This window comes from Chishuiella sp. (assembly GCF_032109125.1).
In the GTDB taxonomy this organism is placed as follows: Bacteria; Bacteroidota; Bacteroidia; order Flavobacteriales; family Weeksellaceae; genus Empedobacter.
Genome location: NZ_DAMCLZ010000017.1, coordinates 14,296 through 38,658 on the forward strand (window position 1 = coordinate 14,296; position 24,363 = coordinate 38,658).

General features: G+C 26.8%; 25 protein-coding genes. 15 read left to right on the top strand and 10 right to left on the bottom strand.

Translation table 11 applies throughout. From position 1 onward, the window contains the following. Positions 1–94: 94 nt before the first annotated feature. On the bottom strand, positions 95–1,135 hold the full coding sequence (locus RT575_RS14015; RefSeq protein WP_313581682.1) for an acyltransferase: 1,041 nt from the start codon (positions 1,133–1,135) through the stop codon (positions 95–97). A gap of 123 nt (positions 1,136–1,258) precedes the next feature. Here RT575_RS14015 and RT575_RS14020 point away from each other — a divergent pair, with 123 nt between their 5' ends. From RT575_RS14020 to RT575_RS14030, 3 genes are all read left to right on the top strand, one after another. Beyond that, positions 1,259–2,305 (top strand): hypothetical protein, encoded by a 1,047-nt coding sequence (locus RT575_RS14020; protein WP_313581684.1) that lies wholly within the window; start codon positions 1,259–1,261, stop codon positions 2,303–2,305. Positions 2,306–2,374: 69 nt separating this feature from the next. Further along, positions 2,375–2,899 carry a hypothetical protein gene (locus RT575_RS14025; protein WP_313581686.1) on the top strand — a complete coding sequence of 175 codons (525 nt, stop codon included), beginning with the start codon at positions 2,375–2,377 and terminating at the stop codon, positions 2,897–2,899. 88 nt (positions 2,900–2,987) lie between these two features. Further along, entirely contained in the window at positions 2,988–3,395 is a 408-nt protein-coding gene (locus RT575_RS14030) for a hypothetical protein (RefSeq protein ID WP_313581688.1), read from the top strand. Between the two features lie 15 nt (positions 3,396–3,410). Here the strand turns inward: RT575_RS14030 and RT575_RS14035 are convergent, their stop codons facing one another. Both RT575_RS14035 and RT575_RS14040 read right to left on the bottom strand, forming a co-directional pair. After that, positions 3,411–3,881 carry a hypothetical protein gene (locus RT575_RS14035; protein WP_313581690.1) on the bottom strand — a complete coding sequence of 157 codons (471 nt, stop codon included), beginning with the start codon at positions 3,879–3,881 and terminating at the stop codon, positions 3,411–3,413. Then, entirely contained in the window at positions 3,878–4,942 is a 1,065-nt protein-coding gene (locus tag RT575_RS14040) for an acyl-CoA reductase (RefSeq protein WP_313581692.1), read from the bottom strand. Before RT575_RS14040 ends, RT575_RS14035 begins: the two co-directional genes overlap by 4 nt. A 61-nt stretch (positions 4,943–5,003) precedes the next feature. Here RT575_RS14040 and RT575_RS14045 point away from each other — a divergent pair, with 61 nt between their 5' ends. The 4 genes from RT575_RS14045 to RT575_RS14060 all read left to right on the top strand — a co-directional run bounded on the left by RT575_RS14045 (position 5,004) and on the right by RT575_RS14060 (position 10,381). Next, the gene (locus RT575_RS14045; RefSeq protein WP_313373543.1) at positions 5,004–5,354 is read left to right on the top strand and encodes a 4Fe-4S dicluster domain-containing protein; all 351 of its coding nucleotides are present in this window, start codon (positions 5,004–5,006) and stop codon (positions 5,352–5,354) included. Positions 5,355–5,996: 642 nt separating this feature from the next. Further along, positions 5,997–7,664 carry a peptidase domain-containing ABC transporter gene (locus tag RT575_RS14050; protein WP_313581694.1) on the top strand — a complete coding sequence of 556 codons (1,668 nt, stop codon included), beginning with the start codon at positions 5,997–5,999 and terminating at the stop codon, positions 7,662–7,664. Between the two features lie 10 nt (positions 7,665–7,674). Beyond that, complete coding sequence (locus RT575_RS14055) at positions 7,675–8,988, top strand: HlyD family efflux transporter periplasmic adaptor subunit (protein WP_313581696.1); 1,314 nt, start codon at positions 7,675–7,677, stop codon at positions 8,986–8,988. Beyond that, complete coding sequence (locus RT575_RS14060) at positions 8,972–10,381, top strand: TolC family protein (RefSeq protein WP_313386068.1); 1,410 nt, start codon at positions 8,972–8,974, stop codon at positions 10,379–10,381. The genes RT575_RS14055 and RT575_RS14060 overlap by 17 nt, the downstream gene beginning before the upstream one ends. Positions 10,382–10,464: 83 nt before the next feature. On the opposite strand, the gene mdh is transcribed toward RT575_RS14060, so the two are convergent. Together mdh and gyrB are read right to left on the bottom strand one after the other, a co-directional pair. Then, positions 10,465–11,391 (bottom strand): malate dehydrogenase, encoded by a 927-nt coding sequence (mdh, locus tag RT575_RS14065; protein ID WP_313386069.1) that lies wholly within the window; start codon positions 11,389–11,391, stop codon positions 10,465–10,467. Positions 11,392–11,426: 35 nt separating this feature from the next. Beyond that, the gene (gene gyrB / locus RT575_RS14070) at positions 11,427–13,370 is read right to left on the bottom strand and encodes a DNA topoisomerase (ATP-hydrolyzing) subunit B (RefSeq protein WP_313581698.1); all 1,944 of its coding nucleotides are present in this window, start codon (positions 13,368–13,370) and stop codon (positions 11,427–11,429) included. Between the two features lie 155 nt (positions 13,371–13,525). On the opposite strand from gyrB, the gene RT575_RS14075 reads away from it, so the two are divergent. Next, the gene (locus RT575_RS14075; RefSeq protein ID WP_313581700.1) at positions 13,526–14,407 is read left to right on the top strand and encodes a mechanosensitive ion channel family protein; all 882 of its coding nucleotides are present in this window, start codon (positions 13,526–13,528) and stop codon (positions 14,405–14,407) included. A 15-nt stretch (positions 14,408–14,422) separates the two neighbouring features. Here RT575_RS14075 and rsmG read toward each other — a convergent pair whose 3' ends face one another. Further along, the gene (rsmG, locus tag RT575_RS14080; protein WP_313386221.1) at positions 14,423–15,049 is read right to left on the bottom strand and encodes a 16S rRNA (guanine(527)-N(7))-methyltransferase RsmG; all 627 of its coding nucleotides are present in this window, start codon (positions 15,047–15,049) and stop codon (positions 14,423–14,425) included. 7 nt (positions 15,050–15,056) lie between these two features. Then, positions 15,057–15,503, bottom strand: a complete 447-nt coding sequence (locus tag RT575_RS14085; RefSeq protein ID WP_313386072.1) for a GAF domain-containing protein — start codon at positions 15,501–15,503, stop codon at positions 15,057–15,059. A gap of 96 nt (positions 15,504–15,599) precedes the next feature. Here RT575_RS14085 and xrtF point away from each other — a divergent pair, with 96 nt between their 5' ends. Beyond that, on the top strand, positions 15,600–16,142 hold the full coding sequence (gene xrtF / locus RT575_RS14090) for an exosortase family protein XrtF (RefSeq protein WP_313386073.1): 543 nt from the start codon (positions 15,600–15,602) through the stop codon (positions 16,140–16,142). Then, a complete protein-coding gene (locus tag RT575_RS15610) occupies positions 16,135–16,575 on the top strand; it encodes an exosortase F system-associated membrane protein (protein ID WP_409515960.1) in 441 nt (146 codons plus the stop codon). Before xrtF ends, RT575_RS15610 begins: the two co-directional genes overlap by 8 nt. 40 nt (positions 16,576–16,615) lie before the next feature. Here RT575_RS15610 and RT575_RS14095 read toward each other — a convergent pair whose 3' ends face one another. The 3 genes from RT575_RS14095 to RT575_RS14105 all read right to left on the bottom strand — a co-directional run bounded on the left by RT575_RS14095 (position 16,616) and on the right by RT575_RS14105 (position 18,364). Continuing rightward, a complete protein-coding gene (locus RT575_RS14095; protein WP_313386074.1) occupies positions 16,616–16,918 on the bottom strand; it encodes a hypothetical protein in 303 nt (100 codons plus the stop codon). Between the two features lie 17 nt (positions 16,919–16,935). Next, positions 16,936–17,685, bottom strand: coding sequence for a 23S rRNA (guanosine(2251)-2'-O)-methyltransferase RlmB (gene rlmB, locus RT575_RS14100; protein ID WP_313373527.1), 750 nt, complete (start codon positions 17,683–17,685; stop codon positions 16,936–16,938). A gap of 415 nt (positions 17,686–18,100) precedes the next feature. Beyond that, a complete protein-coding gene (locus RT575_RS14105) occupies positions 18,101–18,364 on the bottom strand; it encodes a hypothetical protein (protein ID WP_313581703.1) in 264 nt (87 codons plus the stop codon). Positions 18,365–18,409: 45 nt separating this feature from the next. Here RT575_RS14105 and RT575_RS14110 point away from each other — a divergent pair, with 45 nt between their 5' ends. From RT575_RS14110 to RT575_RS14130, 5 genes are all read left to right on the top strand, one after another. Continuing rightward, positions 18,410–19,204 (top strand): thymidylate synthase, encoded by a 795-nt coding sequence (locus tag RT575_RS14110; protein ID WP_313581704.1) that lies wholly within the window; start codon positions 18,410–18,412, stop codon positions 19,202–19,204. 93 nt (positions 19,205–19,297) lie between these two features. Next, positions 19,298–19,846, top strand: a complete 549-nt coding sequence (locus RT575_RS14115; protein WP_313386076.1) for a ferritin — start codon at positions 19,298–19,300, stop codon at positions 19,844–19,846. A 169-nt stretch (positions 19,847–20,015) separates the two neighbouring features. Next, a complete protein-coding gene (locus RT575_RS14120) occupies positions 20,016–22,550 on the top strand; it encodes a M1 family metallopeptidase (RefSeq protein ID WP_313581706.1) in 2,535 nt (844 codons plus the stop codon). Between the two features lie 67 nt (positions 22,551–22,617). After that, a complete protein-coding gene (locus tag RT575_RS14125) occupies positions 22,618–23,115 on the top strand; it encodes a dihydrofolate reductase (RefSeq protein WP_313581708.1) in 498 nt (165 codons plus the stop codon). Between the two features lie 43 nt (positions 23,116–23,158). Beyond that, positions 23,159–24,358, top strand: a complete 1,200-nt coding sequence (locus RT575_RS14130) for a DC1 domain-containing protein (RefSeq protein WP_313581710.1) — start codon at positions 23,159–23,161, stop codon at positions 24,356–24,358. Positions 24,359–24,363: the final 5 nt, after the last annotated feature.

Below are 24,363 nucleotides of genomic sequence, written 5' to 3' on the forward strand. Positions count from 1 at the left end.
TTTAAAAACAATAAAGCTAACTAACAAACAATGAAATAAGTTTAAGTTAAACTTAAATTATCATCAAAGAATAATTAAGACATGTATTAATTTTTTAATAAAAAAACTTCTTTAATTTTAAAAATTGATTTTCAAATAAATAATAAGATAAAATACTACTAATTATTGTAGTAATTAAGGATAATAAAAATATTAAACTAAAATTAGACGAAAATTTAACGATTAAATTAATCAATATAGTATGAAATAGATACATTGCATAAGTGTATTTACCTAATCGACTAAAAATATTATTCTTATTAATTAATAAAGGATGTTTTTTACAAAGCGTAAGAGATATTAATAGACTAGTTATACTTCCTACAAGTAAAGGTTCAAAAATTACTGAATCTATTTTTAAAGAAGGGATCAAAAAATATAATAAAATACAAAATAAAGCTATTATATTTTTAATATATCTTGGTATTTTTCCTAACTCATTAATTACATTTTCCTTATAAACTAATATGTAAGATAAAATTCCTCCAAACGAAAAATATAAAATATTTGTATTTAAATCAATATCATTAATCATATAATTTTTATATATAAACCTAAAAATTAATGAGATAATTATAGACAAAAGAAAAAAAAGTGGAATTCTTTTACTTGATAGAAAATAAAAAACTACCCCCCAAACAATATAAAAATGTTCTTCTATACATAATGACCACATAACCCTTAGTGGTGATACATTTGCAAAACTATTATTTATCATCATTTGATAATTTTCTAAAAACAATAATGGATAAAACCAATTTGGTTCGTATCCATCATTACTAGAATCTAATGATAAAAAATTTAGAATATATGGTGTCAAAAATGCAAAAAGAATCATCAAATAATATAATGGCCAAATTCTTAAAATTCGACGAAAAAAAAAGTTTTTCAAATTTATTTTATGTTTCTCCTCCTTTTCAATTATTAAGATATAAGAAATTAGAAAACCACTTAGAATAAAAAATATTTGCACTCCAATAGCACCACTACGCATAAAAAAATCTAAAATTTCACTTTGATATCTAGGTAAATGTTGTAAAAAAACAGTAAAAAAAGCAAAAAAACGTATTGCATCAAATGTGTTAAAATATTTCATCCTTTATAAAGATTAACTAAATTACTTATAACATATTAATCCTATAAAAATTGTAAATAATTATATGTAAAACATATAATATATTATAAGATTTAATTAAATTTATTTTGTAATTAAAACAATATGAAATACATATTTTACATCTGTTTTGTTTTAGCCTCAATAATTAATGCACAAACTATTCAACTAAACATTTCTGATTATTCAAATAACTTACCGATAAATGATGCTGATATTTATTTTGCTAAGTCAACTAAAAATTTTGTGTCTGATGATAATGGAAAAGCTATGATTGATTTATCAAATATTGATAAATCTGACGAAATTATCATCTCAAAAAAAGATTATCAAGATGCTAAAATTAATGTTAACAAAATAAATTCTGAATCAATAAAAATAAAACTAGAAAAAGTTGGAAATATTGAATTACAAGAAGCTTTTATTAGCAACCTGAAAGCTGAAGATATTCTAAAAAAAGTTATTGAAAATTATGACAATAATTTTAAAGTTGAAAAATATTATTTTTTAGTTAATCTTCAACAAAAATCTTATATTGATAGCAGTTATTTAGATTTAATTGATGTTGATTTACAATTAAAATTTACGAAAGGTAAAATCTTAATAAAATCTAATGGAAGAATAAATAAAAAACATATTGCTGATTCTCCTCCTGTTACTATAGACTTCAATTCATCAGATTATCTACGTCATTTATACCTTTATGATGGTTTAAAAACAATGCATGAGAATCTTCTAAAAAAACAATATAATAATACTAAAGTAATATTTACTAAATACGCTGACAAGCCAATGTTTGAAGTATACTTAGATAAAAATAAAGATGAAAAAAATTATTTATTAATAGATAAAGAAACTTTTTCGGTTATTCAATATACTCTTAATATTCGTAATGAAATTAAAACAAATACTGAAAAACCTTTAAAAAGAGATGGTATAATATCTTTTAAATATAGACCTTATATGGAAGGTTGGGTACTCAAAGAATCTGACGTAAATTTTCTAATGAGTTTATTTGATGAAAAATCTAATAAAGAAATTAAAATTGATTTAGATTATAAAATAACAGCTTTTGATTTTAGTACAACAGCTTTTCCAGAATTTAAAAAAACAATAAATATAAAATCTGATATAAGAAAAAATTTCAACTAATTAAACAGCTGTAACTTTTGTTTTTTTTATACATCTTTCCATTAAAAATAAATATAATAAAAACCAATAATGAATAAACTATTTTATATTATTACTTTATTATCAATCTCAACAAACGCTCAGTTAATAAATATTAAAATATCAGATTTATCAAATAATTCACCAATAGATGATGCAGATATTTATTTTGCTAAGTCAACTAAAAATTTTGTATCTGATGATAATGGAAAAGCTATGATTGATTTATCAAATATTGATAAATCTGACGAAATTATCATCTCAAAAAAAGATTATCAAGATGCTAAAATTAATGTTAACAAAATAAATTCTGAATCAATAAAAATAAAACTAGAAAAAGTTGGAAATATTGAATTACAAGAAGCTTTTATTAGCAACCTGAAAGCTGAAGATATTCTAAAAAAAGTGATTAAAAATTATGACAAAAATTTCAAAGTTGATGAATATTATTTTTTAGTTGATATACAACAAAAAATAAATGAAAATTACGTAAATGAAGATTATATCGACGTTAATCTGCAATTTAAATTTGATAAAAATGATTTAAAAAATAAAATCTACAGGAAAAATAAATAAGAAATATAAAAAAGGTCAAAAAATAAAAGTTAATATAAACACATTTGATTATTTAAAAAATATATATCTTTTTGATGGTTTAAAGGAAATGTATGAAAATACTTCAAATAAAAGATACATAAGTACAAAAGTCGTTAATAGTAAATATGCCGAAAAGCCAATGTTTGAAGTTTATTTAAATAAAACCAATGAACGACAAATCTATTTACTAGTTGATAAATCTACTTTTTCTATAGTGGAATTCAAGTCAAATTTGATAAAAAATAAAAATCTAAATTTAGATATTAAAGAAAGTAATATTTCTATAAAATTTAGACCACACAAAGATAATTGGATTCTTAAAGAATCATCCATTTACATGGAAACTTCTTTTATCAATAGTTCGGCTAATATAAGTTTTGATTATATAATAAAGACATATGATTTTGGTGCAAAACCTTTTCCTGAATTTAAAAAAGATGTTAAAGAGAATGAAGATATTCGAAAAATTTTTTAATACAAAAAAGGAGTTTCATCTATAAAACTCCTCTTTTTTTATTTTCAATTTTTCTAAAACTAAGTTTATTATCTTATCAAAATTTGTATTAATTCCTCCTAAACAATATACATCAAATGTTATAGTACTATTCGAATTACCCATTTTTAATATTGTTTGATAACCATCTAAACAGCCCAAATTATTAAAAATATCTTTAGAATTTAATTCTAAAATTTTAGTTTCAATAATTTTAAAATCCTCAACAGATAAATAAACTATTTTTTGAAAATCTTTATTTGATTTTAAATTCATTTTTATTGAAACAAATACTTTATCTTTTTTTTGACTTACAGCTTTTGGATAAAATATAGATTCAGGATGCTCAAAATTTATTTCCGTATTTCCATATAATTTAGAAGATAAATTTTCTATACTCAACCAAGTAATCTTTGTTTGTCCAAAAATTATTATAGAAAATAAGAAGAAAACTAAATTTAGTCTCATATTTCTGATAAAAATTTTAATGTATCTATGTTATCAGCGTAATCTGTTAATAAAGGAGTTTGTGTATGACCAAAAGCAACATAATTAGGATTATCTTTTAGTTCATTACCTACAACACATTGTATTTGGTCTTCATTTTCTTGTAAGAAAGTTTTTACATCATTTATATCTGAATAAATTTCATAATTAATTACAGCTATTGGCGAATGTAAATTTTCGTCTTTCTTTAATAAAACAAAATTATTGTCTAAGAATTCATCTTTCCCAAGTAGATAAATAGCACGGTTATAATCATAATTGTTCGCGTATTTTGGATGATTTATCACTTTTGTTCCCCAATCAAGAACATTCTCGAAAAAAGAAGGAACTAATTCTTCCGATTTAAAATAAATCTTGGTAATATTTCTACATCCTAAACCAAAATATCTAAATACATCTTCTCCTAAACTCTTTAACTCTTGCTCTGTTTCTGTTCCATTAATAACAGCTACAGATGTTCTATTTTTACGAATAATGTTAGGTACTTTAGAAAAATATTGTTCAAAATAACGTGCTGTATTGTTACTTCCTGTTGCTATTACTGCATCAAAATTCTCTAAACGATTTACAGTTTTTATAATTTCTTTGAATTTTTCATCTACAGAATGAAGATATTTTATGATAAATAACATTAGTTTATCATCTTTAGAAGATGTTTTTACTAAAGCATTATTCCCAGATAAAACAACAGAAAGTAAATCATGAAAACCAACCAAAGGAAGATTCCCTGCCATTATAATTCCTACATTTTCATTTGCTTCTTTAAAATTATAAGGATTAATCCAAGAAGATAAAAGTTGCGTATTTAAAGCTTTTGACCAATTTTCTAAAGCATAAAATATATTGTCTTTTGTAAACCAATTATTATAAGCTTCCGCATCGTTTAATGCAAAATTAATATCTTCTTCTAACGAAGAAAATTTTGACTTTAATTCTTCTGAAAGTGGAATTGTCTTATTTGTAATAAAATCAAATAATTGTCCTAATTCATTAAATGCAGAAATCCTTTGTTCGATTGTCATAATTCTTAAAAATAAAATGTAATTTTGCAGTTACAAATGTAGGAAATAAAAAACAGATACAATGGCTATAATTATTACAGACGAATGTATAAATTGTGGAGCATGTGAGCCAGAATGTCCAAATAATGCAATCTATGAGGCTGCTGTTGATTGGAAATATTCTGAAGGAACTTCTCTTACAGGAACCGTTGTTAACGTAGATGGTGTTACTTATGATGCTGATGCGGTACAAGATCCTATTAACGATGAAGTTTATTACATTGTTCCTGACAAATGTACAGAATGTAAAGGGTTTCATGAAGAACCACAATGTGCGGCAGTTTGCCCTGTGGACTGTTGTGTACCTGATGATAACCACGTAGAAAGCGAAGAACGCCTTTTAAGTAAAAAAGCGTTTTTGCATTTAGAGTAAAATCGTCATAACTTTACATATAAGAAACCTCGACTAAGTCGAGGTTTTTTTTGTTATATGAGATATTGATCTAACAAAAACTTTCTATTATTTATGCAATAGTAATTTAATAGTAAATCCTTTTTCATCAGAAAAAGATTGCAAAGTAAAGCTTGATATGTCGTAATTACCTAAGAAAATATAACTTCTTTTCTAATCACATTTTAATTCGATTCTAATCAATTCTAATGCTTAAACGATAATTAGTCTTCTATTTTTATATAAATGATTTAACTAAAATTAAAACCATGAAAATCTTATTAAATTTCGCATTTAATGACAATAAAATACTAAACTTTTTAATTAAGAAAAAAACAATAAAAAAAACATTTAGAATATTGACTTATAGCACAATATTTGAAGATTATTTTATTAAAAACACTAATCATGAAAACAAATTATACTCTCCTAAAAATCAGATCTTAATTTATTTTAATCCATAAAATCAAGTCGATTTGATTTGATTATACTTATCGTTTAATCCATACTATTTTTCTAAGATATTAAAAACCAATTAGAAATTTTAAAGTTATCTAAAATATATTTTTTGATGAATAATATGGTTGTAAAAAAATTATTGAATTAAAAATATTAAATAAACACATGGCTTCAATAAAAGCAAGCGAACATGGTAAAAAACTTCTTCGCTATATTACGAAAGATAGAAAAGATTTAACAAATATTTATCTCTATGCAATATTTAATGGTATTGTTTACCTAAGTATTCCTCTTGGTATACAATCCATAATTAGTTATGTAATGGGAGCTACAATGGTAACTTCTATTTATATCCTAATTTGTTTTGTTGTTATAGGAACATTTTTAGTTGGATATTTCAAACTAAAAGTTTTGGAAATTATAGAAAAAATTCAACAAAAAATATATGTTGAGTTTTCTATGGCTTTTGCTGAAAAATTACCGAAAGTAGATTTATTTAGTACAAGAAAGTATTATTTACCAGAACTTGTAAATCGTTTTTTTGATATACAAAATCTTCAAAAAGGTATTTCAAAAATACTTTTAGAAATACCAACAGCACTTATTCAAATTTTATTCGGTATTTTACTTCTATCCTTTTATCATCCTTTATTTTTAGTTTTTGGAGGATTAGTTATACTTTCTGTTGGAGGAATTTTTTACTACACAATGGAAAGTGGTATAAAATCTAGTTTGGATGAAAGTGATAAAAAATATGATACTGCTTCTTGGTTAGAAGATGTTGCTGATTCTGTAAAAACTTTTAAAATGCACTCGGAAAAAGGCATACATTTGATAGGAACAGATAATAGAGTCTTAGAATACATAAAACACAGAACTACACATTTCAAGGTATTGGTATTACAATACAAAACAATTGTTGCCTTTAATGTTATTATAACTTTTACAATGTTGGCCATTGGAACTTACCTTATGGTAAATCAACAACTAAATATTGGAGCTTTTATAGCTACAGAAATTGTTTTATTAACGATCATGGCTGCAGTAGAAAAATTAATTGTTAGTTTAGAAAGTTATTATGATTTAATTGCTGCTTATGCAAAGTTAACTAAGGTAACTGAACTAAAAGAAGAAAAAGATGGTGAAATAAAATTATTAGAAAACAATAAAGGTATAAGTATTGAATTTCAAAATGTTAATTTTTCGTTTAACGAAACTCCAAATGTTTTATCAAATATAAATTTTAAGTTAAATGAAAATACTATATCTGTAGTAACAGGAGAAATGGGAAGTGGAAAATCTCTTTTACTTAATATCCTTGCAGGATTTTATGACCCCAGTTCAGGTAGTATTTTATTCGATAAAATCCCTTTAAAAAACTTGAATAAAGAATATTTCAGAAATCATGTTGGATTATATCTAGAAACTACCAAGGTGATAAAAGGAACTGTACAAGAAAATATACTTTTAGGAAATACACAAAGCAACACAGAAAGTATATTGATGTTATCAGAAAAATTAGGAATAGATAATATATCTAGTAGATTCAGTCAAGGTTTTTCAACTGAAATTAGTGAAACAGACTCAGAATTATCTTTTAATACTAAAAAGAAAATACTTATACTTCGTTCTCTTTTAGGAGATAAAAAATTACTTCTTTTAGAAAACCCTCTTGCTGGAATGTCTGATAAATTTAAAGAACATCTAATTCATTATTTAAATGATCTTAAGCAACATACAACTATTGTTATTGTTTCGCCAGACAAAAATCTTATTGCTCATGCTGATCAGCATATTCATCTAGAAAAAGGAAGTCTAAGAGTAATGCCATAAAAAGAATAAAATGAAATTACAATCATACGATAAAATATATCAAATTCATAAAAAATCAAAAGTAAAAAGATGGTTTCTTTTTATTTTTGTTGCAGCTATTATAACTTTATTTCTTCCTTGGACGCAAAATATAAAAGTAAGAGGAAATGTATCTGCATTATATCAATATCAAAGACCACAACAACTTAATTCACCTATTCCTGGAAGAATAATAAAATGGAATGTGAAAAATGGAGATTATGTTTCTAAAGGAGATACATTATTACAACTTTCTGAAATTAAGGAAGATTATATGGATCCTTTGTTAGTACAGCGTACAGAAGAACAAGTACAAGCTAAAAAAGGAGTTAGAAATTTTTATGAAGCAAAAGCAGAAACTGCAAAAAGTCAGTTAAATGCATTAAATGCTGGTCGTGATTTAAAACTAAATCAAATTAAAATAAAAATAAGTCAATTAAACAATAAACTCGCTGGTGAGCAAGCAGAATTAACAGCTGCAACAAACGAATTACAGCTTTCTGAAGACCAATATGCGAGACAAAAAAAAATGTACGATGATGGATTAGTTTCTCTTACTCAATTTCAACAACGCAGTATTTCTTATCAAAATTCTATTGCTAAAAAAACTGCATATGAAAATAAAGTTGCCCAAACTCAGCAGGAAATTATAAACACAAGAATTGAACAAAATTCTGTCATACAAGACTACAATGAAAAATTAAGTAAAATTGAAGGTGAACGTTTCCAAAGTATGGGCCAAATAGAAGGAAGTGATGGTGATATTGCAAAATTAGAAAATCAAGTTGCGAATTATAAGGCTAGACAAGGTTTATATTTTATCATAGCTTCGCAAGATGGTCAGATAGTTCAACTAAATAAAGCTGGAATTGGTGAAGTTTTAAAAGATGGAGAAAATATAGGAACTATTGTTCCTACTGGTGTTGATTATGCTGTTGAAATTTATATAAAACCGGTAGATCTACCGTTAGTAAAAGAAGGACAAAGAGTTATGTTTATTTTTGATGGTTTCCCTGCTATTGTATTCTCTGGTTGGCCAGATTCTAGTTATGGTACATTCTCTGGTAAAGTAGTTGCAGTAGAAAGTAACATAAGTCCTAATGGTCTTTTTAGAGCTTTGGTTGTAGAAAATAAAAATGAAAAAAGATGGCCTACAAAAATGAAAATGGGAACTGGAGCTGAGGGAATTGCTATATTAAATGATGTTCCTGTATGGTATGAATTATGGAGAAACATCAATGGATTCCCTCCTGATTACTATGAAGTTACAACAACTAAAACAACTAAAGATGGTAAAGGTAAATAGAATAATTTTTATTTTTTTCTTGCTATTTTTTCAATTTTGTTTTGGTCAAGATTCTTTAAAAATTTCTGCTAATGAGTTTATTTCTGTTGTAAAAAACTATCATCCATTAGCCATAAAATATCAAATACAAAATAAAATTGCTTCTTCGGAAATCACAAAAGCAAGAGGAAATTTTGATCCAACTTTAGCTGCTAAAATTGGAGAAAAAAATATAGATGGAACAAGATATTATGAACAAAAAAATATAGAACTAGGTATTCCTACTTGGTATGGAATAGATATACATGGTGGATATAATCATCTTAATGGAGATAAAATAAATACTAGTGAAACCAAAGGTGGGCTTTATCAATTTGGTGTTACTATTCCATTAGCTAAAAATCTTCTTTATGATAAAAGAAGAGCAATGCTTGAGCAAGCAAAATATGCTCAAAAAATGACTGAAGCAGAACAAAAAGTTCTAACGAATGAATTGCTTCTTGATGCAGAAAATAGTTATTGGGAATGGGTACAAAATTATGAAGTATATAAATTAAAAACTGAAATTGTCGAAATAAATAAGGAACGATTATCTTTTACAAAAAAGACATTTGAATATGGAGAAAAAGCTGCAATTGATACAATTGAAGCTTTATCTCAATTACAAGGTTTTGAATTACAACAACGCGATGCCTTCCTTAATTTTGTAAAAAGTACACAACAATTACAACTATATCTATGGAAAGATAATCAAGAAATCTATGAATTAACAGAAATGATTTATCCAGCTGATAATTTAGAAGAAAATATAGCTTTTACAGATTATGAATTTTTGATTAATGATGTTCAATCTCAAGAAATGGACACTCATTTTTCTATATTATATTACAACCAAAAACAATATATACTAGAAAGTGAAAAACGTTTGAAATGGCAAAGTTTTTTACCTAAGATTGATTTTACATATAATTTTTATAATAAAGAAAATTACTCTGCTGATTATTTACCTTTTTTTGATAATAATTTTCAATATGGAATTAAATTAGAAATTCCCATTTTTCTGAGAGAAGCAAGAGCAAATTACGAAATAGCAAAATTAAAATTAAATCAAAATAATTTAGATACTAAAATGAAAAGTAGAGAATTAGATACTAAAATAGAAACCTATAAAAACGAAATTCTTAACTATCATTCACAAATAGATTTATCTCAGAATAATTTAAAAAATTATGAACGACTTTTATCTGCAGAAGAAATAAAGTATGCTAATGGAGAAAGTTCTCTTTTCTTAATTAATTCCAGAGAAAATAAAGTCATTGATGCACAAGAAAAATTTATTTCGATTCGAACAAAATTTGTAAAAAGCTTCAATAAATTAAAATGGATGAAAGAAAATTTCTTAGTACCGAATTAATTATTATTTTTTTTAATTAGTATAAAATAAAAAACTCGACAATATGTCGAGTTTTTTATTTTATACATTTTAGTCAATAAATCCTAGAAAGGAATTTGAGCATTAACTTCTTTAATTGCATCTACACTAGATTTAAATTTTTCTTTCTCAGAATCTGTTAAATCTAATTCAATAATTTTTTCCCATCCGTTTTTACCAATAACACAAGGAACACCAACTACAACGTCATTTGTATCGTATTCTCCTTCTAGTAAAACAGCACAAGGAATCAATTTCTTTTTATCATGTAAAATCGCATCAACCATATAAGCTGCAGATGCACCTGGAGCATACCAAGCAGATGTTCCTAATAATTTTGTAAGAGTTGCACCGCCTACCATAGTCTCACTAACTACCTCATCAATTTCTTGTTGAGTTAAAAAATCTTGTATTGGTAATCCTTTATACTTAGAATAATTCGGTAAAGGAATCATTGTAGTATCACCATGTCCTCCTATAACAATAGCATCTAATTCACTAATTGGTAAATTTGATTTTTTGCTTAAGAAATATTTAAAACGAGATGAATCTAAAAGATTTCCCATTCCAATAACTCTATTTTTTGGAAGATTAGATAATTTCAATGCTGCATAAGTTATTGTATCTAAAGGATTAGTTACAATAATTAAAACTGCATTTGGAGAATGTTCTAAAGTACTTTTGATAACAGTTTCTACAATTTTAACATTCGTAGAAATCAACTCTTCTCTAGTCATTCCTGGTTTTCTAGGTATACCAGAAGTCACAACAACTACATCACTATTTTCAGTTTGTTTATAGTCATTTGTAGAACCTTTAACTACAGTATCAAACCCAATTGCATGAGCACTTTGCATAATATCCATGGCTTTCCCTTCGGCATAACCTTCGTTGATATCTAACAAAACAACTTCATCTGCGATTTGTTGATAAGCCAAAACTTGAGCACATGTTGCACCTACATTTCCAGCACCTATAATTGAAACTTTCATAATAAAAATTTTAAGATTGGTTTAACAATATTTATTTAAACATCGATTTTTGCATAATGAGCATTCTTCTCAATAAATTCTCTACGTGGTGGAACGTCATCTCCCATCAACATAGAAAATACACGATCTGCTTCTGTTGCATTATCTATTGTTACTTTTCTTAATGTTCTATGCTCTGGGTTAAGAGTAGTATCCCATAATTGTTCAGCATTCATTTCCCCAAGACCTTTGTATCGTTGGATAGTCACCCCTTTTCCAGATCCATCTGTAGAAAATTCTGCTGTTAAACGTTCACGGTCTTTATCATCCCAAGCATATTCAGCTTTAGCACCTTTTTTAACTAAATATAATGGTGGAGTTGCAATATAAACGTGTCCTTGTTCTATCAACTCTTTCATATAACGGAAAAAGAATGTAAGTATCAATGTTGAAATGTGAGAACCATCAACATCGGCATCGGTCATAATTACAACTTTATGGTAACGTAACTTAGTAAGATTTAAAGCTTTTGAATCTTCTTCAGTTCCTATTGTTACTCCTAAAGCAGTATATATATTTTTAATTTCTTCGTTATCTAACACTTTATGTGCCATTGCTTTCTCTACATTCAAGATTTTACCTCGTAATGGTAATATTGCTTGAAAATGGCGATCACGTCCTTGTTTAGCTGTACCTCCGGCAGAATCTCCCTCGACAAGGAATAATTCTGATTCTTCTGGTTTACGAGAAGAACAATCGGCTAGTTTACCTGGTAAACCACTTCCACCCATTGGGTTTTTACGTTGTACCATCTCTCTAGCCTTCTTAGCTGCTTGACGAGCTTTAGCTGCTAAAATTACTTTATCTACAATTAATTTTGCTTCTGCAGGATTTTCTTCTAAGAAATTAGTTAACATTTCTGCTACTATTTTATCAACAGCAGGAGAAACTTCAGAGTTTCCTAATTTAGTTTTTGTTTGACCTTCAAACTGAGGCTCCATAACTTTTACAGAAATTACAGCTGTTAATCCCTCACGGAAATCATCACCAACAATCTCTACTTTTTCTTTTGCAAGATTAAAGTTTTCCTCAGCGTATTTTTTAAGTGTACGAGTCAAAGCACGACGGAAACCAGATAAATGAGTTCCTCCTTCGTGTGTATTTATATTATTTACGTAAGAATGTACATTTTCTGTGTAAGAAGTATTATATCTCATCGCAACCTCAACTGGAATTCCTTCACGTTCTCCTTCCATAAAGATTACTTTATCCATAATAGCTTCTCGATTTCCATCAACAAACTCAACAAACTCTTTTAAACCTTCATCAGAATGAAAAAGTTCTGTAATGAAATTACCATCAGCATCTTTTTCTCTTTCATCTGTCAAAGTAATATTAATCCCTTTATTTAAGAAAGATAACTCTCTTAAACGATTCGCTAAAGTTTGGTAATTATATGTTTGTACTTCCTGAAAAATCGTATCATCTGGAGTAAAAGTAACTATTGTTCCATTTTTCTCCGTTTCACCTACTTCTTTTACATCGAATAAAGGTTTTCCTTTTGCATATTCTTGAATGTATTTTTTACCATTCTTATATACTTCTGCTGTTAAATGGTTAGAAAGTGCATTAACACATGAAACACCAACCCCGTGTAAACCTCCAGAAACTTTATAAGTATCTTTATCAAATTTACCACCAGCACCAATTTTAGTCATTACAACCTCAAGAGCAGATTTTCCTTCTTTTTTATGAAGATCAACAGGGATTCCTCGCCCATTATCTTCTACACGAATTGAGTTTCCTTCTAAAATTGTAACTTTAATTGTATCACAATATCCTGCTAAAGCTTCATCGATAGAGTTATCTACTACTTCATAAACCAAGTGGTGTAATCCTCTAACTCCTACATCTCCGATATACATCGAAGGACGTAGACGAACATGCTCCATTCCTTCTAATGCCTGGATATTATCCGCTGTATATGTGTTATTACTCATAATATGTCTCTAACTTTTTAAAACAAACAAATATAATGAATTCTAGTGAAATTTCCTCTTATTTTTGAATAAAAGAGCCTTAAATTAAATGGTTAAAAAAACATTAACAAAATAAAAATGAACTATATTTATTCGTAAATTAATTAACCAAAAAAATGAATGTAAAAGACGTTATACTCAATGAGGAAATTATTCGTTTCGATGAGTTACTTATTAGTTCTTGGAATTATTTTTTAAAAATTCTTCCATCCATTGCTTTGTCAATAATTGTTGGACTAATTGGTATTTTAATTATTCGATATTCTAGTAAAATAGCATTTAAAATTATTGATAAAAAATCTTCTGATCCGTTAGTTAGCGATTTCCTTGTCAAGATAATTAGTCTTGTCTTATTTATCTTACTTATAATTATCTGCTTAACTATATTAGGTTGGGGACAAATTACAGCTGATATTCTAACTGGAGCTGGAATTGGAACATTTGTTTTAGGATTTGCTTTAAAAGATATTGGAGAAAATTTTTTATCTGGTATTTCAATGGCGTTTAGTCGACCTTTTGAAATTGGTGATATTATAGAAATTAATGATATAAAAGGTCAAGTAGTTTCTATGTCATTGCGAGAAACGATTATAAAAGGTTTAGATGGACGAAATGTTTTTATTCCTAATGGAACAATGGTGACAGAAGCTTTACAAAATTACACAGTAGATCATATTATTAGAGATGAATTTGAAATAGGATTAGATTACAATGATGATATTCAAAATATAATTCTACTTATCGAAGGAATTTTAAAAGAATTTGATCAGGTTTTAACTGATCCGGAACCACTTATTTTTATTGAAGAATTATCGGCAAGTACAGTGAATATAAAAATTGAATATTGGATTAGTATAAAAAATAATATTGATACTGATAAAAAATTACGAAGCAACATTATGCTAAAAACTTTTCAAACAATATTAGAAAAAGGCTATAAATTACCTAATAATATTTTGGAAGTAAAAATTACAGAAAATCAAAAAGCGAAATCTTAAGATTTCGCTTTTTGATTATATATCTTTCTTCTCTAGATAAACGACTTTTTTTGTCTCAAAAAAATCTTCATCAAAAAAGTTTTGTATATCGAATAATACCGCCTTTGGAAAGTCGGCTAATTCCTCCGATAAATCTCCTCCTTTAAGATATAATAATCCGTTTGGAAAAGGATTTATAGATTCTTTTTTGAATTTACCTCTTATCCAACCAGCGAATCTTGGCATGGCAGTTACAGCTCTAGAAACTACGAAATCGTATTTATCTTTTATTTCTTCTGCTCGTTTTTGTTCTGCTTTTACATTCGTTAAACCAAGTCCATCTGCAACTCCTTGTACAACTTTTATTTTTTTACCGATAGAATCTACCAAATGAAAATTAACATTAGGAAACAATATTGCCAAAGGAATACCTGGTAATCCTCCTCCAGTACCAACATCTAAAACATCGGAATTATCAGCAAATTCCATTACTTTCGCAATAGCTAAAGAATGTAATATATGATTTACATAAATTTCGTCAATATCTTTACGAGAGACAACATTGATTTGATCATTCCATTCTTTATACAAATCACCAACTTTAGAAAATTGTTCTATTTGTTTTTCTGATAAATTAGGAAAGTATTTTAAAATTATATCAATCATTAAATTAAATTATTTCTGAAACACGAGCACAAATATAATCCAATAACTTTGTATCGTCTTCTGTAAATGGATTTATTGTATGAGAATCAATATCTATTTGACCAATATTTTCTCCATCTTTAAAAATTGGAACTACAATTTCTGCTTTAGTTTCTATAGAACAAGCTAAATAATTATCTTGCGCATAAACATCCGGTACAACAAACGTTTCATTAGATTCTGCTACTTGGCCACAAATTCCTTTTCCGTAAGGAATAATTATATGATCTGTTTCTGCACCAACATATGGTCCAAGTTTTAACTCATTTTTATCTCCATTCTTGAAATAAAAACCTACCCAATTGTAATAAGCTATCTCATCGCTTAACAATTGACAAATTTTCTGAAGTTTATCTTCTGTTGAAAAATTACCATCAATAATTACATCAACTCTTTTATTTAATTCTTGCATTACTGTCTATATAAAAAACAAATTTATTGATTAATCATTACTTAATCAAAAACATGATGTTTTTGATTTATATTTGTTATATATTTTTTAATAAAAATGAAAGAATTTAAACCCCTATTCCTATTTCTTGCACGTTTTTTAGGAACTTATATTTTATTAAGTTTTTTTTATAAACTTTATTTAGATCAATATCTTCCTTTGAAAAATCCTGATCCTTTTACAAAGTTTACTTCAGATACAACTGCATTACTTCTTAATAAAGTCGGATTCGTATCTTATTCTAATATTGCTATTAATCAACCTTGGATGCGTTTGGTCATTAATGGTCAAGTTGCCTCTATAGTTAATGAAGGTTGTAATGCTATTTCTATTGCTATTATTTTTGTTTCATTTATTATTGCTTTTTATACCAAAGTAAAAGAAACATTTTTATTTATTTTTATTGGATTATTATTAATATTTATAATGAATATTTCTAGAATCGCTATGCTTAATTATATCTTTAGATTTCATTATGAAAAATACGGTAAAATTGCTCATGATTACTTTTTCCCTTCTATTATATATGGATCTATCGTTATTCTTTGGATTGTTTGGATTAAATTTTTTGTAACTAAAAAAAATATCAAAAATGCCTAATAAATATTTACGTTTTGGAGTAACAGTTCTCTTAATATTTGGTTTAATTTTAGTAAGAAAATTTGAAAACACATTGTTCTACGACCCTTTTATTTCTTATTTCCAGGGATTTAACTTTAAAAAATTTCCTGCAATTAATTTTACTGAATTAAACATTAGTATTATTTTTAGATATCTCATCAATTCTATTTTAACAATATTGATAGTAACATTTCTTTTTTGGAAAAAAATCTATATTAAATTCACTGTAATTGTTTTAATATTAGCTTTAATTATCTTGTTACCTATCTATAATTATCAAATAACAACTAAATTATCATCAGGTCAATTAACTTTTTTTTACATACGTAGATTTCTGATACAACCAATGTTCTTTTTAATATTAATCCCTTGTTTTTATTATCAAGAAATACAAAATAAAAAACGATTGTAGATTTCTCTACAATCGTTTTTTATTTTATTAATATTTAGCCTTATAAACCTGATGAATCTTCTCTGTTCAAAGCTTGCTCTTTAGCAAATAATTCTTGAGCTTTTTGCTCAGCTATTTTTTGTTTTTGTTCTTCTACTATTTTATTATTTTCTGCTTTAACTGCTTTAACTTTATAAAGCCATCCTAAGAAACCTCCTAAAATAAATCCAATTCCAGTACCTCCAGTTATCCCGACTAAAAATTCTTTATCAAAAAATAAACCTGAAAAATCTAAATTTGTAAAATAGAAAATTACAGCACTAATTGCTAGTAATAAAAATCCAATGATTGTAGTATAAGTCATAGTTGTTAGTTTTATTATTAAAATAAATCATGGTTAATACGCTGACGTACGGCTTCATATAAAATAGCTCCACAAGCAACAGAGACATTTAATGATGCTGTTTGTCCAGTCATAGGCAATTTAATAATTTTATCCGAGATTTTCAAAATAGAATCAGAAACTCCATCTTCTTCACTTCCCATAACTATAGCTGCAGGTACCGAAAAATCAGCATCATAGATAAATTCAGCCGACTTTTCTGAAGCACTAAAAACTGATATCCCAGCCGATTGTAAATATTTAATAACATTTATTAAATTTCCTTCTTTACAAACTGGTATATTATATAATGCTCCTGTTGATGTTTTTATAGCATCAGCATTTACAGAAGCCGAACCTTTTGCTGGAATTATTATTGCATCTACACCAACACATTCTGCTGTACGTGCAATTGCTCCAAAATTTCTTACATCAGAAACTCTATCTAATATTAAAAGAAAGGGTGTTTTTCCTTTTTCCCAAATTTGAGGTAATACATTTTCAATAGAATCAAATTCTATTGGAGAAATAAATGCATAAACTCCTTGATGATTTTTCCCTGTGAAACGGTTTAATTTTTCTAATGGAACATAACTTACAGGAATTTCATATTCAGTAACCAATTTTCTTAGTTCCGAAAAGATTTCTCCTTGTAAACCTTTTTGAATAAAAATTTTATCGATTGTTTTCCCTGCTTCAATCGCTTCTATTACTGGTCTTAAACCAAATATTCCTGCTTCGTTTTTCATAATGCAAAGATAATATTTTTATTTATAGCCCACTAAATCATTTTATATAATAACATTAAGTATTAAAAATAATCTTTTTAGGGCAATCACTTCGTGCCACGCTTTCCATTACAATCTTTTATAAACAAACAATTTATTTATAAAAGGATTTCCATTGCAATCGTTATTGCAAAAGAAGAGAAAATAGAAAAGAGATAAAAAATTCTAAAAATACTTAGAACTAAAATTTACTTAAAAGATTCAAATATTTATTGAAGATGTAAAAAACTTCATATTCATATTGAAAAAATATTTTTCACGAAACTGATTAGCCAGTAATAGCAATCGTATAAAGTTACTTTTACTAGATACTTTAACATAACAATTCGCAAAAAAATAACTTGAAAGATTATGAATTAATCTAAAAAAATAATAATTATTTTTTTATTCTGTCTTTTAATTGTTGTATATAAATTGGAATACTTAAATAAAGCATACTACCTAATATAATTAGCGTAATTAATGATATTAAGTTAATTTTTAAATGTATAATCTTTGAAACAAAAACAATAATTAAAACAATATTAAAAAATGTTCTAAAGTAGAAATGTTGAGTTATTTTTCTTCCTAAATCAGATTTTCCATAAGAGACAAGAAACATAAAAATAACTAAAATAGACAGAATAAGACTAATTTTCATTCTAAAAAAAATCACTAAATTTGAGGTTTTAAATATACTATCAAAATGCAACAATATCACGATTTATGTAAAAAAGTATTAACAGAAGGTTCTTTTAAAGAAGATAGAACTGGAACTGGAACTAAAAGTATTTTTGGATACCAAATGCGTTTTGATTTATCTAAAGGTTTTCCTCTAGTTACTACAAAAAAACTACATTTAAAATCCATCATTTACGAACTATTATGGTTTTTAAAAGGTGATACCAATATTAATTACCTTACAGAGAACGGTGTAAGAATTTGGAATGAATGGGCTGATGAAAATGGAAATTTAGGACCAGTTTATGGACACCAATGGCGTTCTTGGGGAAAACAAAATGGTGAAACTATTGACCAAATAAAAGTTGCAATAGATCAGATTAAAAATAATCCTGATTCTCGTAGAATTATTGTTTCTGCATGGAATGTTGGTGAATTAGATCAGATGGCATTAGCGCCTTGTCATGCCTTTTTTCAATTTTATGTAAATGATGGTAAGTTATCTTTACAATTGTATCAAAGAAGTGCTGATATTTTCTTAGGTGTTCCATTTAATATAGCTTCTTATGCTTTGTTACAAATGATGGTGGCACAAGTTTGTGATTTACAAGTAGGAGATTTTGTTCATACTTTTGGTGATGCACATATCTATAAAAATCATTTTGAGCAAGTAGAATTGCAATTGACAAGAGAACCTTTCCCTCTTCCTACAATGAAAATTAATCCTGATGTTAAAAATATCTTTGATTTTAAGTTTGAAGATTTTGAATTGATTAATTACGAAGCACATCCACATATAAAAGGTGATGTAGCTATTTAAGTTTTTCACATAAATTTAAAATTAATTATATTTAATTAACAGTCTTTCGATTACATATTTTTTAAATTTGGTAATAACCAAAAATATTACATTATGAAAACGAATAGACTTTCACCCGCGTTAGAAAAAGCTTTAAACGATCAAATCACTCTTGAAGCTTATTCTTCTCAAGTATATTTAATGTTATCTTGTTGGGCAGATGAAAATTATTTAGATGGAGTATCTAAATTTATGATGAAACATTCTGCTGAAGAAAGATTACATATGGCAAAAATTATTGAATATGTTCAAGAACGTGGAGGTGTTGTTGAAATAGAAGCTATAGATAAACCTTCTGACAAACCTGCAAACATTTACGAATGTTTTGAAGCTGTTTATAAACAAGAAGTTTTAAATACTGATGCTATATATAAAATTGTAAAATTAAGTTTTGATGACCAAGATTGGGCTACATGGAATTTCTTACATTGGTTAGTAGCAGAACAAAGAGAAGAAGAAAAATTAGCATTAGAATTATTAGAAAAAGCAAAATTAGCTGGTGGAGCAAAAATGACAGATACGGCCAAATTTGAATTAAATAAATTAATTGCTAATACAAGTCAATCCTTTCCTACTGCAGATGAGATTGATCCACTTGCATAAATTACAATAAATTATATAAAAAGAGGAGTTGATTCAAATTAACTCCTCTTTTTATATACTCATTATCAAAAAAACATTAATAACTTAAAACAGAATCTACTTTTTGTAGACTTTTTTTGTAACTTTTCATAAAATTTTACAACAAATAAAATTAAAAACATATTCCAAGATGAAGAAAAGAATTCTTTGGCTTTCATCAGCCTTTATTATATCAAGCTTTGCTCATGCTCAAGTCATGACTTCTCCTCCTAGTTACTCAGAAAATCAAAAAAATCCTTTAGATATTTATCGTGCCGAAGCTGAACGAATTAATAACCTTGTACATACAAAATTAGATTTAAAATTTGATTACAATAAAGAACAAGTTTTAGGTGAAGAATGGGTTACTTTAAAACCTCATTTCTATGCAACTTCTAATGTAGTATTAGATGCTAAAGCAATGATTATTCATGAAGTTGCATTGGTTAATGGAAATTCAAAAAAGAAACTTAACTATAAATATGATGATTTACAATTAAACATTGATTTAGGTAAAGAATATAAAAAAGATCAAGAATATACACTTTATATCAAATATACAGCTCGTCCGAATGAAGTAAAACAAGAAGGAAGTGCAGCTATTAATGATGCAAAAGGTGTTTATTTTATAAATCCAAGAGGAGAACAAGCAAATTATCCTACACAAATATGGACACAGGGAGAAACAGAATCTTCTTCTTGTTGGTTCCCTACAATAGATAAAACAAATCAAAAAACATCAGAAGAAATTACATTAACTTATCCTGATAAATATGTTTCTTTATCAAATGGTTTACTAAAATCTACAAAGAAAAATTCTGATGGTACAAAAACTGATTATTGGAAATTTGATAAAAAACATGCACCATACTTATTCTTTTTCGGAATTGGAGATTATGCAATAATCAAAGATAAATGGAAAAATATTGATGTAGATTACTATGTTGAACCAGAATATAAAGATGTTGCAAAACAAATTTTTGGTAATACTCCTGAAATGATTGAATTTTTCTCAGATAAATTAGGGTATGCTTACCCATGGGAAAAATATTCTCAGATGACAGCTCGCGAATATGTATCTGGAGCGATGGAAAACACAACTGCTTCTCTTTTCCATGATGGAGTTCAACAAAAAGCAGGACAATTAGTTGATGAAAATACAGCTGAATATGTTATTGCTCACGAATTATTTCATCATTGGTTTGGTGATTTAGTAACTGCAGAAAGCTGGGGAAATCTTACAGTAAATGAATCCTTTGCTAATTACTCTGAATATTTATGGTTTGAACATAAATATGGAAAGGAAAAAGCTGACGAACATAGATATGATGAAATGTTTGGTTATAAACATGGTGATGGACCAACAAAAAACTTAGTCCGTGTTCATTACAATTCTCGCGAAGATATGTTTGATGGTGTTTCTTATAACAAAGGAGGATTAATTCTTCATATGTTAAGAAATTTCTTAGGTGATGAAGCTTTTTTCAAAGGATTATCTAAATATTTAAAAGATAATGAATATGGAAAAGCTGAAGCTGCTCAATTACGTTTAGCGTTAGAAGAAGTTTCTGGAAGAGATCTTAATTGGTTCTTTAACCAATGGTATTTTGATAATGGACATCCAAAATTAACAACTGTTTCTGAATATAATCCTACGACTAAAAAAGTAAAAATTACAGTAAAACAAGATCCTGCTAAATTATTTGAATTCCCATTTGCTATCGATATTGTAGAAAATGGAAAAACTACTCGTCACCAAGTTTGGGTTGCAAAACAAACTGATAATATTTTTGAATTCGATGCATCTAAAAAACCTGATGTTGTAATTCCTAATGCTGATCAAGTTTTATTAGCTGATATTGATGATAAAAAACCTGTTGAAGAGTTTATTGCACAGTATAAAGCTGGAAAAGGTAATTACACAACACGTGTTTTAGCTATAAACGCTATGGCAGACGCACAAGCTACAAATCCAAAGGCTGTTGATGCTTTGATTGAAGCTTTAAATGATCCTTATGATGGTTTACGTATTTATACAATTAATAAATTAGATTTAGAATCTAAAACTATAGTTGATAAAGCTGAAAAAAAATTAAAACAACTTGCTGCTAATGATCCTAAAACATTAGTTCAAGCTGCAGCTCTGAATGCTTTAAATCAAGCAAATATTTATGATGAGGCTATTTTCGAAAAAGCTTCTAAAAGTCCATCATTCTCAGTTCAAGGTGCTGCTTTAACAGGAATTTTAAAAAAGAACCCTACTAAAATTGATGAACTTACTAGAAACGTAGATGATTTAGTTATAAAAAACTCTCCTGATTTGGTTGCTGCATTAGCTCCTACATGGATTAAAAATAATCAACTTGATAAAGCTCCTTTATTAGCTGAACAAGCAGCATTATATGAATTTGTTAAATTTCAAGATCCAGAAAAAGGAAAAGTTGCAGAACAGGCTTTTAATTGGATAATGACAACAGATTCCCCTGATGCTACAGCAAAAGTTGCTAAAATATTATCTCAATATTATTCTTATTTAAAAGAGCAAAATCCACAAGCTGGAATTGCACTTAAGAATACAGCAGAAAAAGGACTTCAATTAAAAAGTGACTTTGCAAAAACTAAAAAAATGCCAACAATAGTTAAGCAAATTGAACAGTTACAAACTGCATTAAGTAAAATGAAATAGTCTAATAAAATTCATTATATTTGTTAAGCTATCCTCTATGGGGATAGCTTTTTTTACCTTATAACGTATGATAAATATAGTAGTAGCAAAAGCAAGTAACAATGTGATTGGAGCAAAAAATGATTTAATTTGGCATTTACCAAATGATTTAAAACATTTTAAAAATTTAACTTCTGGTCATCCAATTATTATGGGAAGAAAAACGTACGAATCACTTGGAAGACCATTACCAAATCGTACAAATATTGTTGTAACAAGAGATTCTAATTGGACTGCTGATGGAATAGTAAAAGTAAATTCTCTTGAGAAAGCAATAAATACTGCCCTAAAAATTGATGATGAAATATACATTATTGGTGGAGGGAATATTTATAAACAAGCAATGGAGTTTACAGATATTTTATATATCACAGAAGTTCATCATGAATTTGATGGTGACACTTATTTCCCTGAAATAGATACAGATGATTGGGAAGAGGTTGAAAAAGAAAATTTCAAGAAAGATAAAAAACATCCTTTTGCGTATTCATTTGTTACTTATAAAAAAGTAAAAGAAACTAAATAATTATAATAGATTATAACATCTACTATATAAAACATTAATGGTTATGAAAATTATTAAAAGTAATTTATTTCGTCATCGTCAATGCAAGTATGGTAATTTTAAATTACAACCTGATAAAGATTGGAGTATATCTTATTCTTTTATTGATTTTGAATCTGGTTTATTAATTGTTAGCACAAATGACGACAATGAAAACCACTGGGAGAATCTTGGTTATAATGGTAGGCGAATTCCATCAAAAAAATATGTTATAGATTTAGATAATCTAAAAATACTTTCTCCTAAAGAATGGAGCAAATTTTTTAATTATGAATCTAAAATTAGTTATAGTTCAGATAATAAATTTAAATTAACAACACAAAGAATACATCATAAAGAAGATAATATAGATACTATTCAAGAAAAATTAGAATTTATAGAATCTGGTCATATTTCTACATCAGAAAGTTTTGCTTTTTCTGATCAAAAAAGAGAAAATTTACTACAGCAAACTATTAGAATGATTGAAGAAAATCAAGAGAAAAAAAAACGATTAGAAAGTAAATTAACTTTAAATGAATTCTATCTCAAAGAATTAAATTCATTAAATGAAAAAGATATTATTTTTAATTATATAAATAATGACTCTTGTTATCAATTAAGCTTTATCGCTAATGAATTTATTTTATCTAAAGTAATATTGACAACAGAAAAAAATGAATACAATCAATACGATTTTAAGTTTTACAAAGAATTTAAAAATATAGAAGATTTTTGGAATTATTTTTCAGAAACTAACAGTTGGTTTATTGATTATTCCATTTTATCTCTTTCAAATAATAAACCTCATCTTTTAGCCAAATTTATAATTCCTTTTTTCAATCAACTGAGAAAAAATCATCAGTTCACTTTTGAAGATTATCATAAAATTAATCAATGGCAAAATCTTATCTGGAATGATGAATATAGAGCTACAGAAAATAAACAATGGTGTTCTCTTTGTAAAAAAGAGATAGATTATTTTCCTCGTTATCCTAAATATATTTGTAAAGAATGTTCATCAAAAGATAAGTTTGATATAAATGGGAATCTTGTCGAATTTTCTAATTTAGGAATATCAGGAGGATTAAAAATTACTCGTTATATAAATCAAACAATCGAAGAAGATGATTCTCAATTTATGTGTGATTGTACTATTGAAAATAAACTTTTTTTTGTGCATGAAGCAAGATTTGGTGGAATTGTCATTCAATTAAAAAACTAAATAAA

What these genes read in the sequence shown, in the direction of transcription:
- RT575_RS14015 (WP_313581682.1), bottom strand. Translation starts at nt 1,135, where the DNA reads ATGAAATATTTTAACACATTTGATGCAATACGTTTTTTTGCTTTTTTT.
- RT575_RS14020 (WP_313581684.1), top strand. Translation starts at nt 1,259, where the DNA reads ATGAAATACATATTTTACATCTGTTTTGTTTTAGCCTCAATAATTAAT.
- RT575_RS14025 (WP_313581686.1), top strand. Translation starts at nt 2,375, where the DNA reads ATGAATAAACTATTTTATATTATTACTTTATTATCAATCTCAACAAAC.
- RT575_RS14030 (WP_313581688.1), top strand. Translation starts at nt 2,988, where the DNA reads ATGTATGAAAATACTTCAAATAAAAGATACATAAGTACAAAAGTCGTT.
- RT575_RS14035 (WP_313581690.1), bottom strand. Translation starts at nt 3,881, where the DNA reads ATGAGACTAAATTTAGTTTTCTTCTTATTTTCTATAATAATTTTTGGA.
- RT575_RS14040 (WP_313581692.1), bottom strand. Translation starts at nt 4,942, where the DNA reads ATGACAATCGAACAAAGGATTTCTGCATTTAATGAATTAGGACAATTA.
- RT575_RS14045 (WP_313373543.1), top strand. Translation starts at nt 5,004, where the DNA reads ATGGCTATAATTATTACAGACGAATGTATAAATTGTGGAGCATGTGAG.
- RT575_RS14050 (WP_313581694.1), top strand. Translation starts at nt 5,997, where the DNA reads ATGGCTTCAATAAAAGCAAGCGAACATGGTAAAAAACTTCTTCGCTAT.
- RT575_RS14055 (WP_313581696.1), top strand. Translation starts at nt 7,675, where the DNA reads ATGAAATTACAATCATACGATAAAATATATCAAATTCATAAAAAATCA.
- RT575_RS14060 (WP_313386068.1), top strand. Translation starts at nt 8,972, where the DNA reads ATGGTAAAGGTAAATAGAATAATTTTTATTTTTTTCTTGCTATTTTTT.
- mdh (WP_313386069.1), bottom strand. Translation starts at nt 11,391, where the DNA reads ATGAAAGTTTCAATTATAGGTGCTGGAAATGTAGGTGCAACATGTGCT.
- gyrB (WP_313581698.1), bottom strand. Translation starts at nt 13,370, where the DNA reads ATGAGTAATAACACATATACAGCGGATAATATCCAGGCATTAGAAGGA.
- RT575_RS14075 (WP_313581700.1), top strand. Translation starts at nt 13,526, where the DNA reads ATGAATGTAAAAGACGTTATACTCAATGAGGAAATTATTCGTTTCGAT.
- RT575_RS14085 (WP_313386072.1), bottom strand. Translation starts at nt 15,503, where the DNA reads ATGCAAGAATTAAATAAAAGAGTTGATGTAATTATTGATGGTAATTTT.
- xrtF (WP_313386073.1), top strand. Translation starts at nt 15,600, where the DNA reads ATGAAAGAATTTAAACCCCTATTCCTATTTCTTGCACGTTTTTTAGGA.
- RT575_RS15610 (WP_409515960.1), top strand. Translation starts at nt 16,135, where the DNA reads ATGCCTAATAAATATTTACGTTTTGGAGTAACAGTTCTCTTAATATTT.
- RT575_RS14095 (WP_313386074.1), bottom strand. Translation starts at nt 16,918, where the DNA reads ATGACTTATACTACAATCATTGGATTTTTATTACTAGCAATTAGTGCT.
- rlmB (WP_313373527.1), bottom strand. Translation starts at nt 17,685, where the DNA reads ATGAAAAACGAAGCAGGAATATTTGGTTTAAGACCAGTAATAGAAGCG.
- RT575_RS14105 (WP_313581703.1), bottom strand. Translation starts at nt 18,364, where the DNA reads ATGAAAATTAGTCTTATTCTGTCTATTTTAGTTATTTTTATGTTTCTT.
- RT575_RS14110 (WP_313581704.1), top strand. Translation starts at nt 18,410, where the DNA reads ATGCAACAATATCACGATTTATGTAAAAAAGTATTAACAGAAGGTTCT.
- RT575_RS14115 (WP_313386076.1), top strand. Translation starts at nt 19,298, where the DNA reads ATGAAAACGAATAGACTTTCACCCGCGTTAGAAAAAGCTTTAAACGAT.
- RT575_RS14120 (WP_313581706.1), top strand. Translation starts at nt 20,016, where the DNA reads ATGAAGAAAAGAATTCTTTGGCTTTCATCAGCCTTTATTATATCAAGC.
- RT575_RS14125 (WP_313581708.1), top strand. Translation starts at nt 22,618, where the DNA reads ATGATAAATATAGTAGTAGCAAAAGCAAGTAACAATGTGATTGGAGCA.
- RT575_RS14130 (WP_313581710.1), top strand. Translation starts at nt 23,159, where the DNA reads ATGAAAATTATTAAAAGTAATTTATTTCGTCATCGTCAATGCAAGTAT.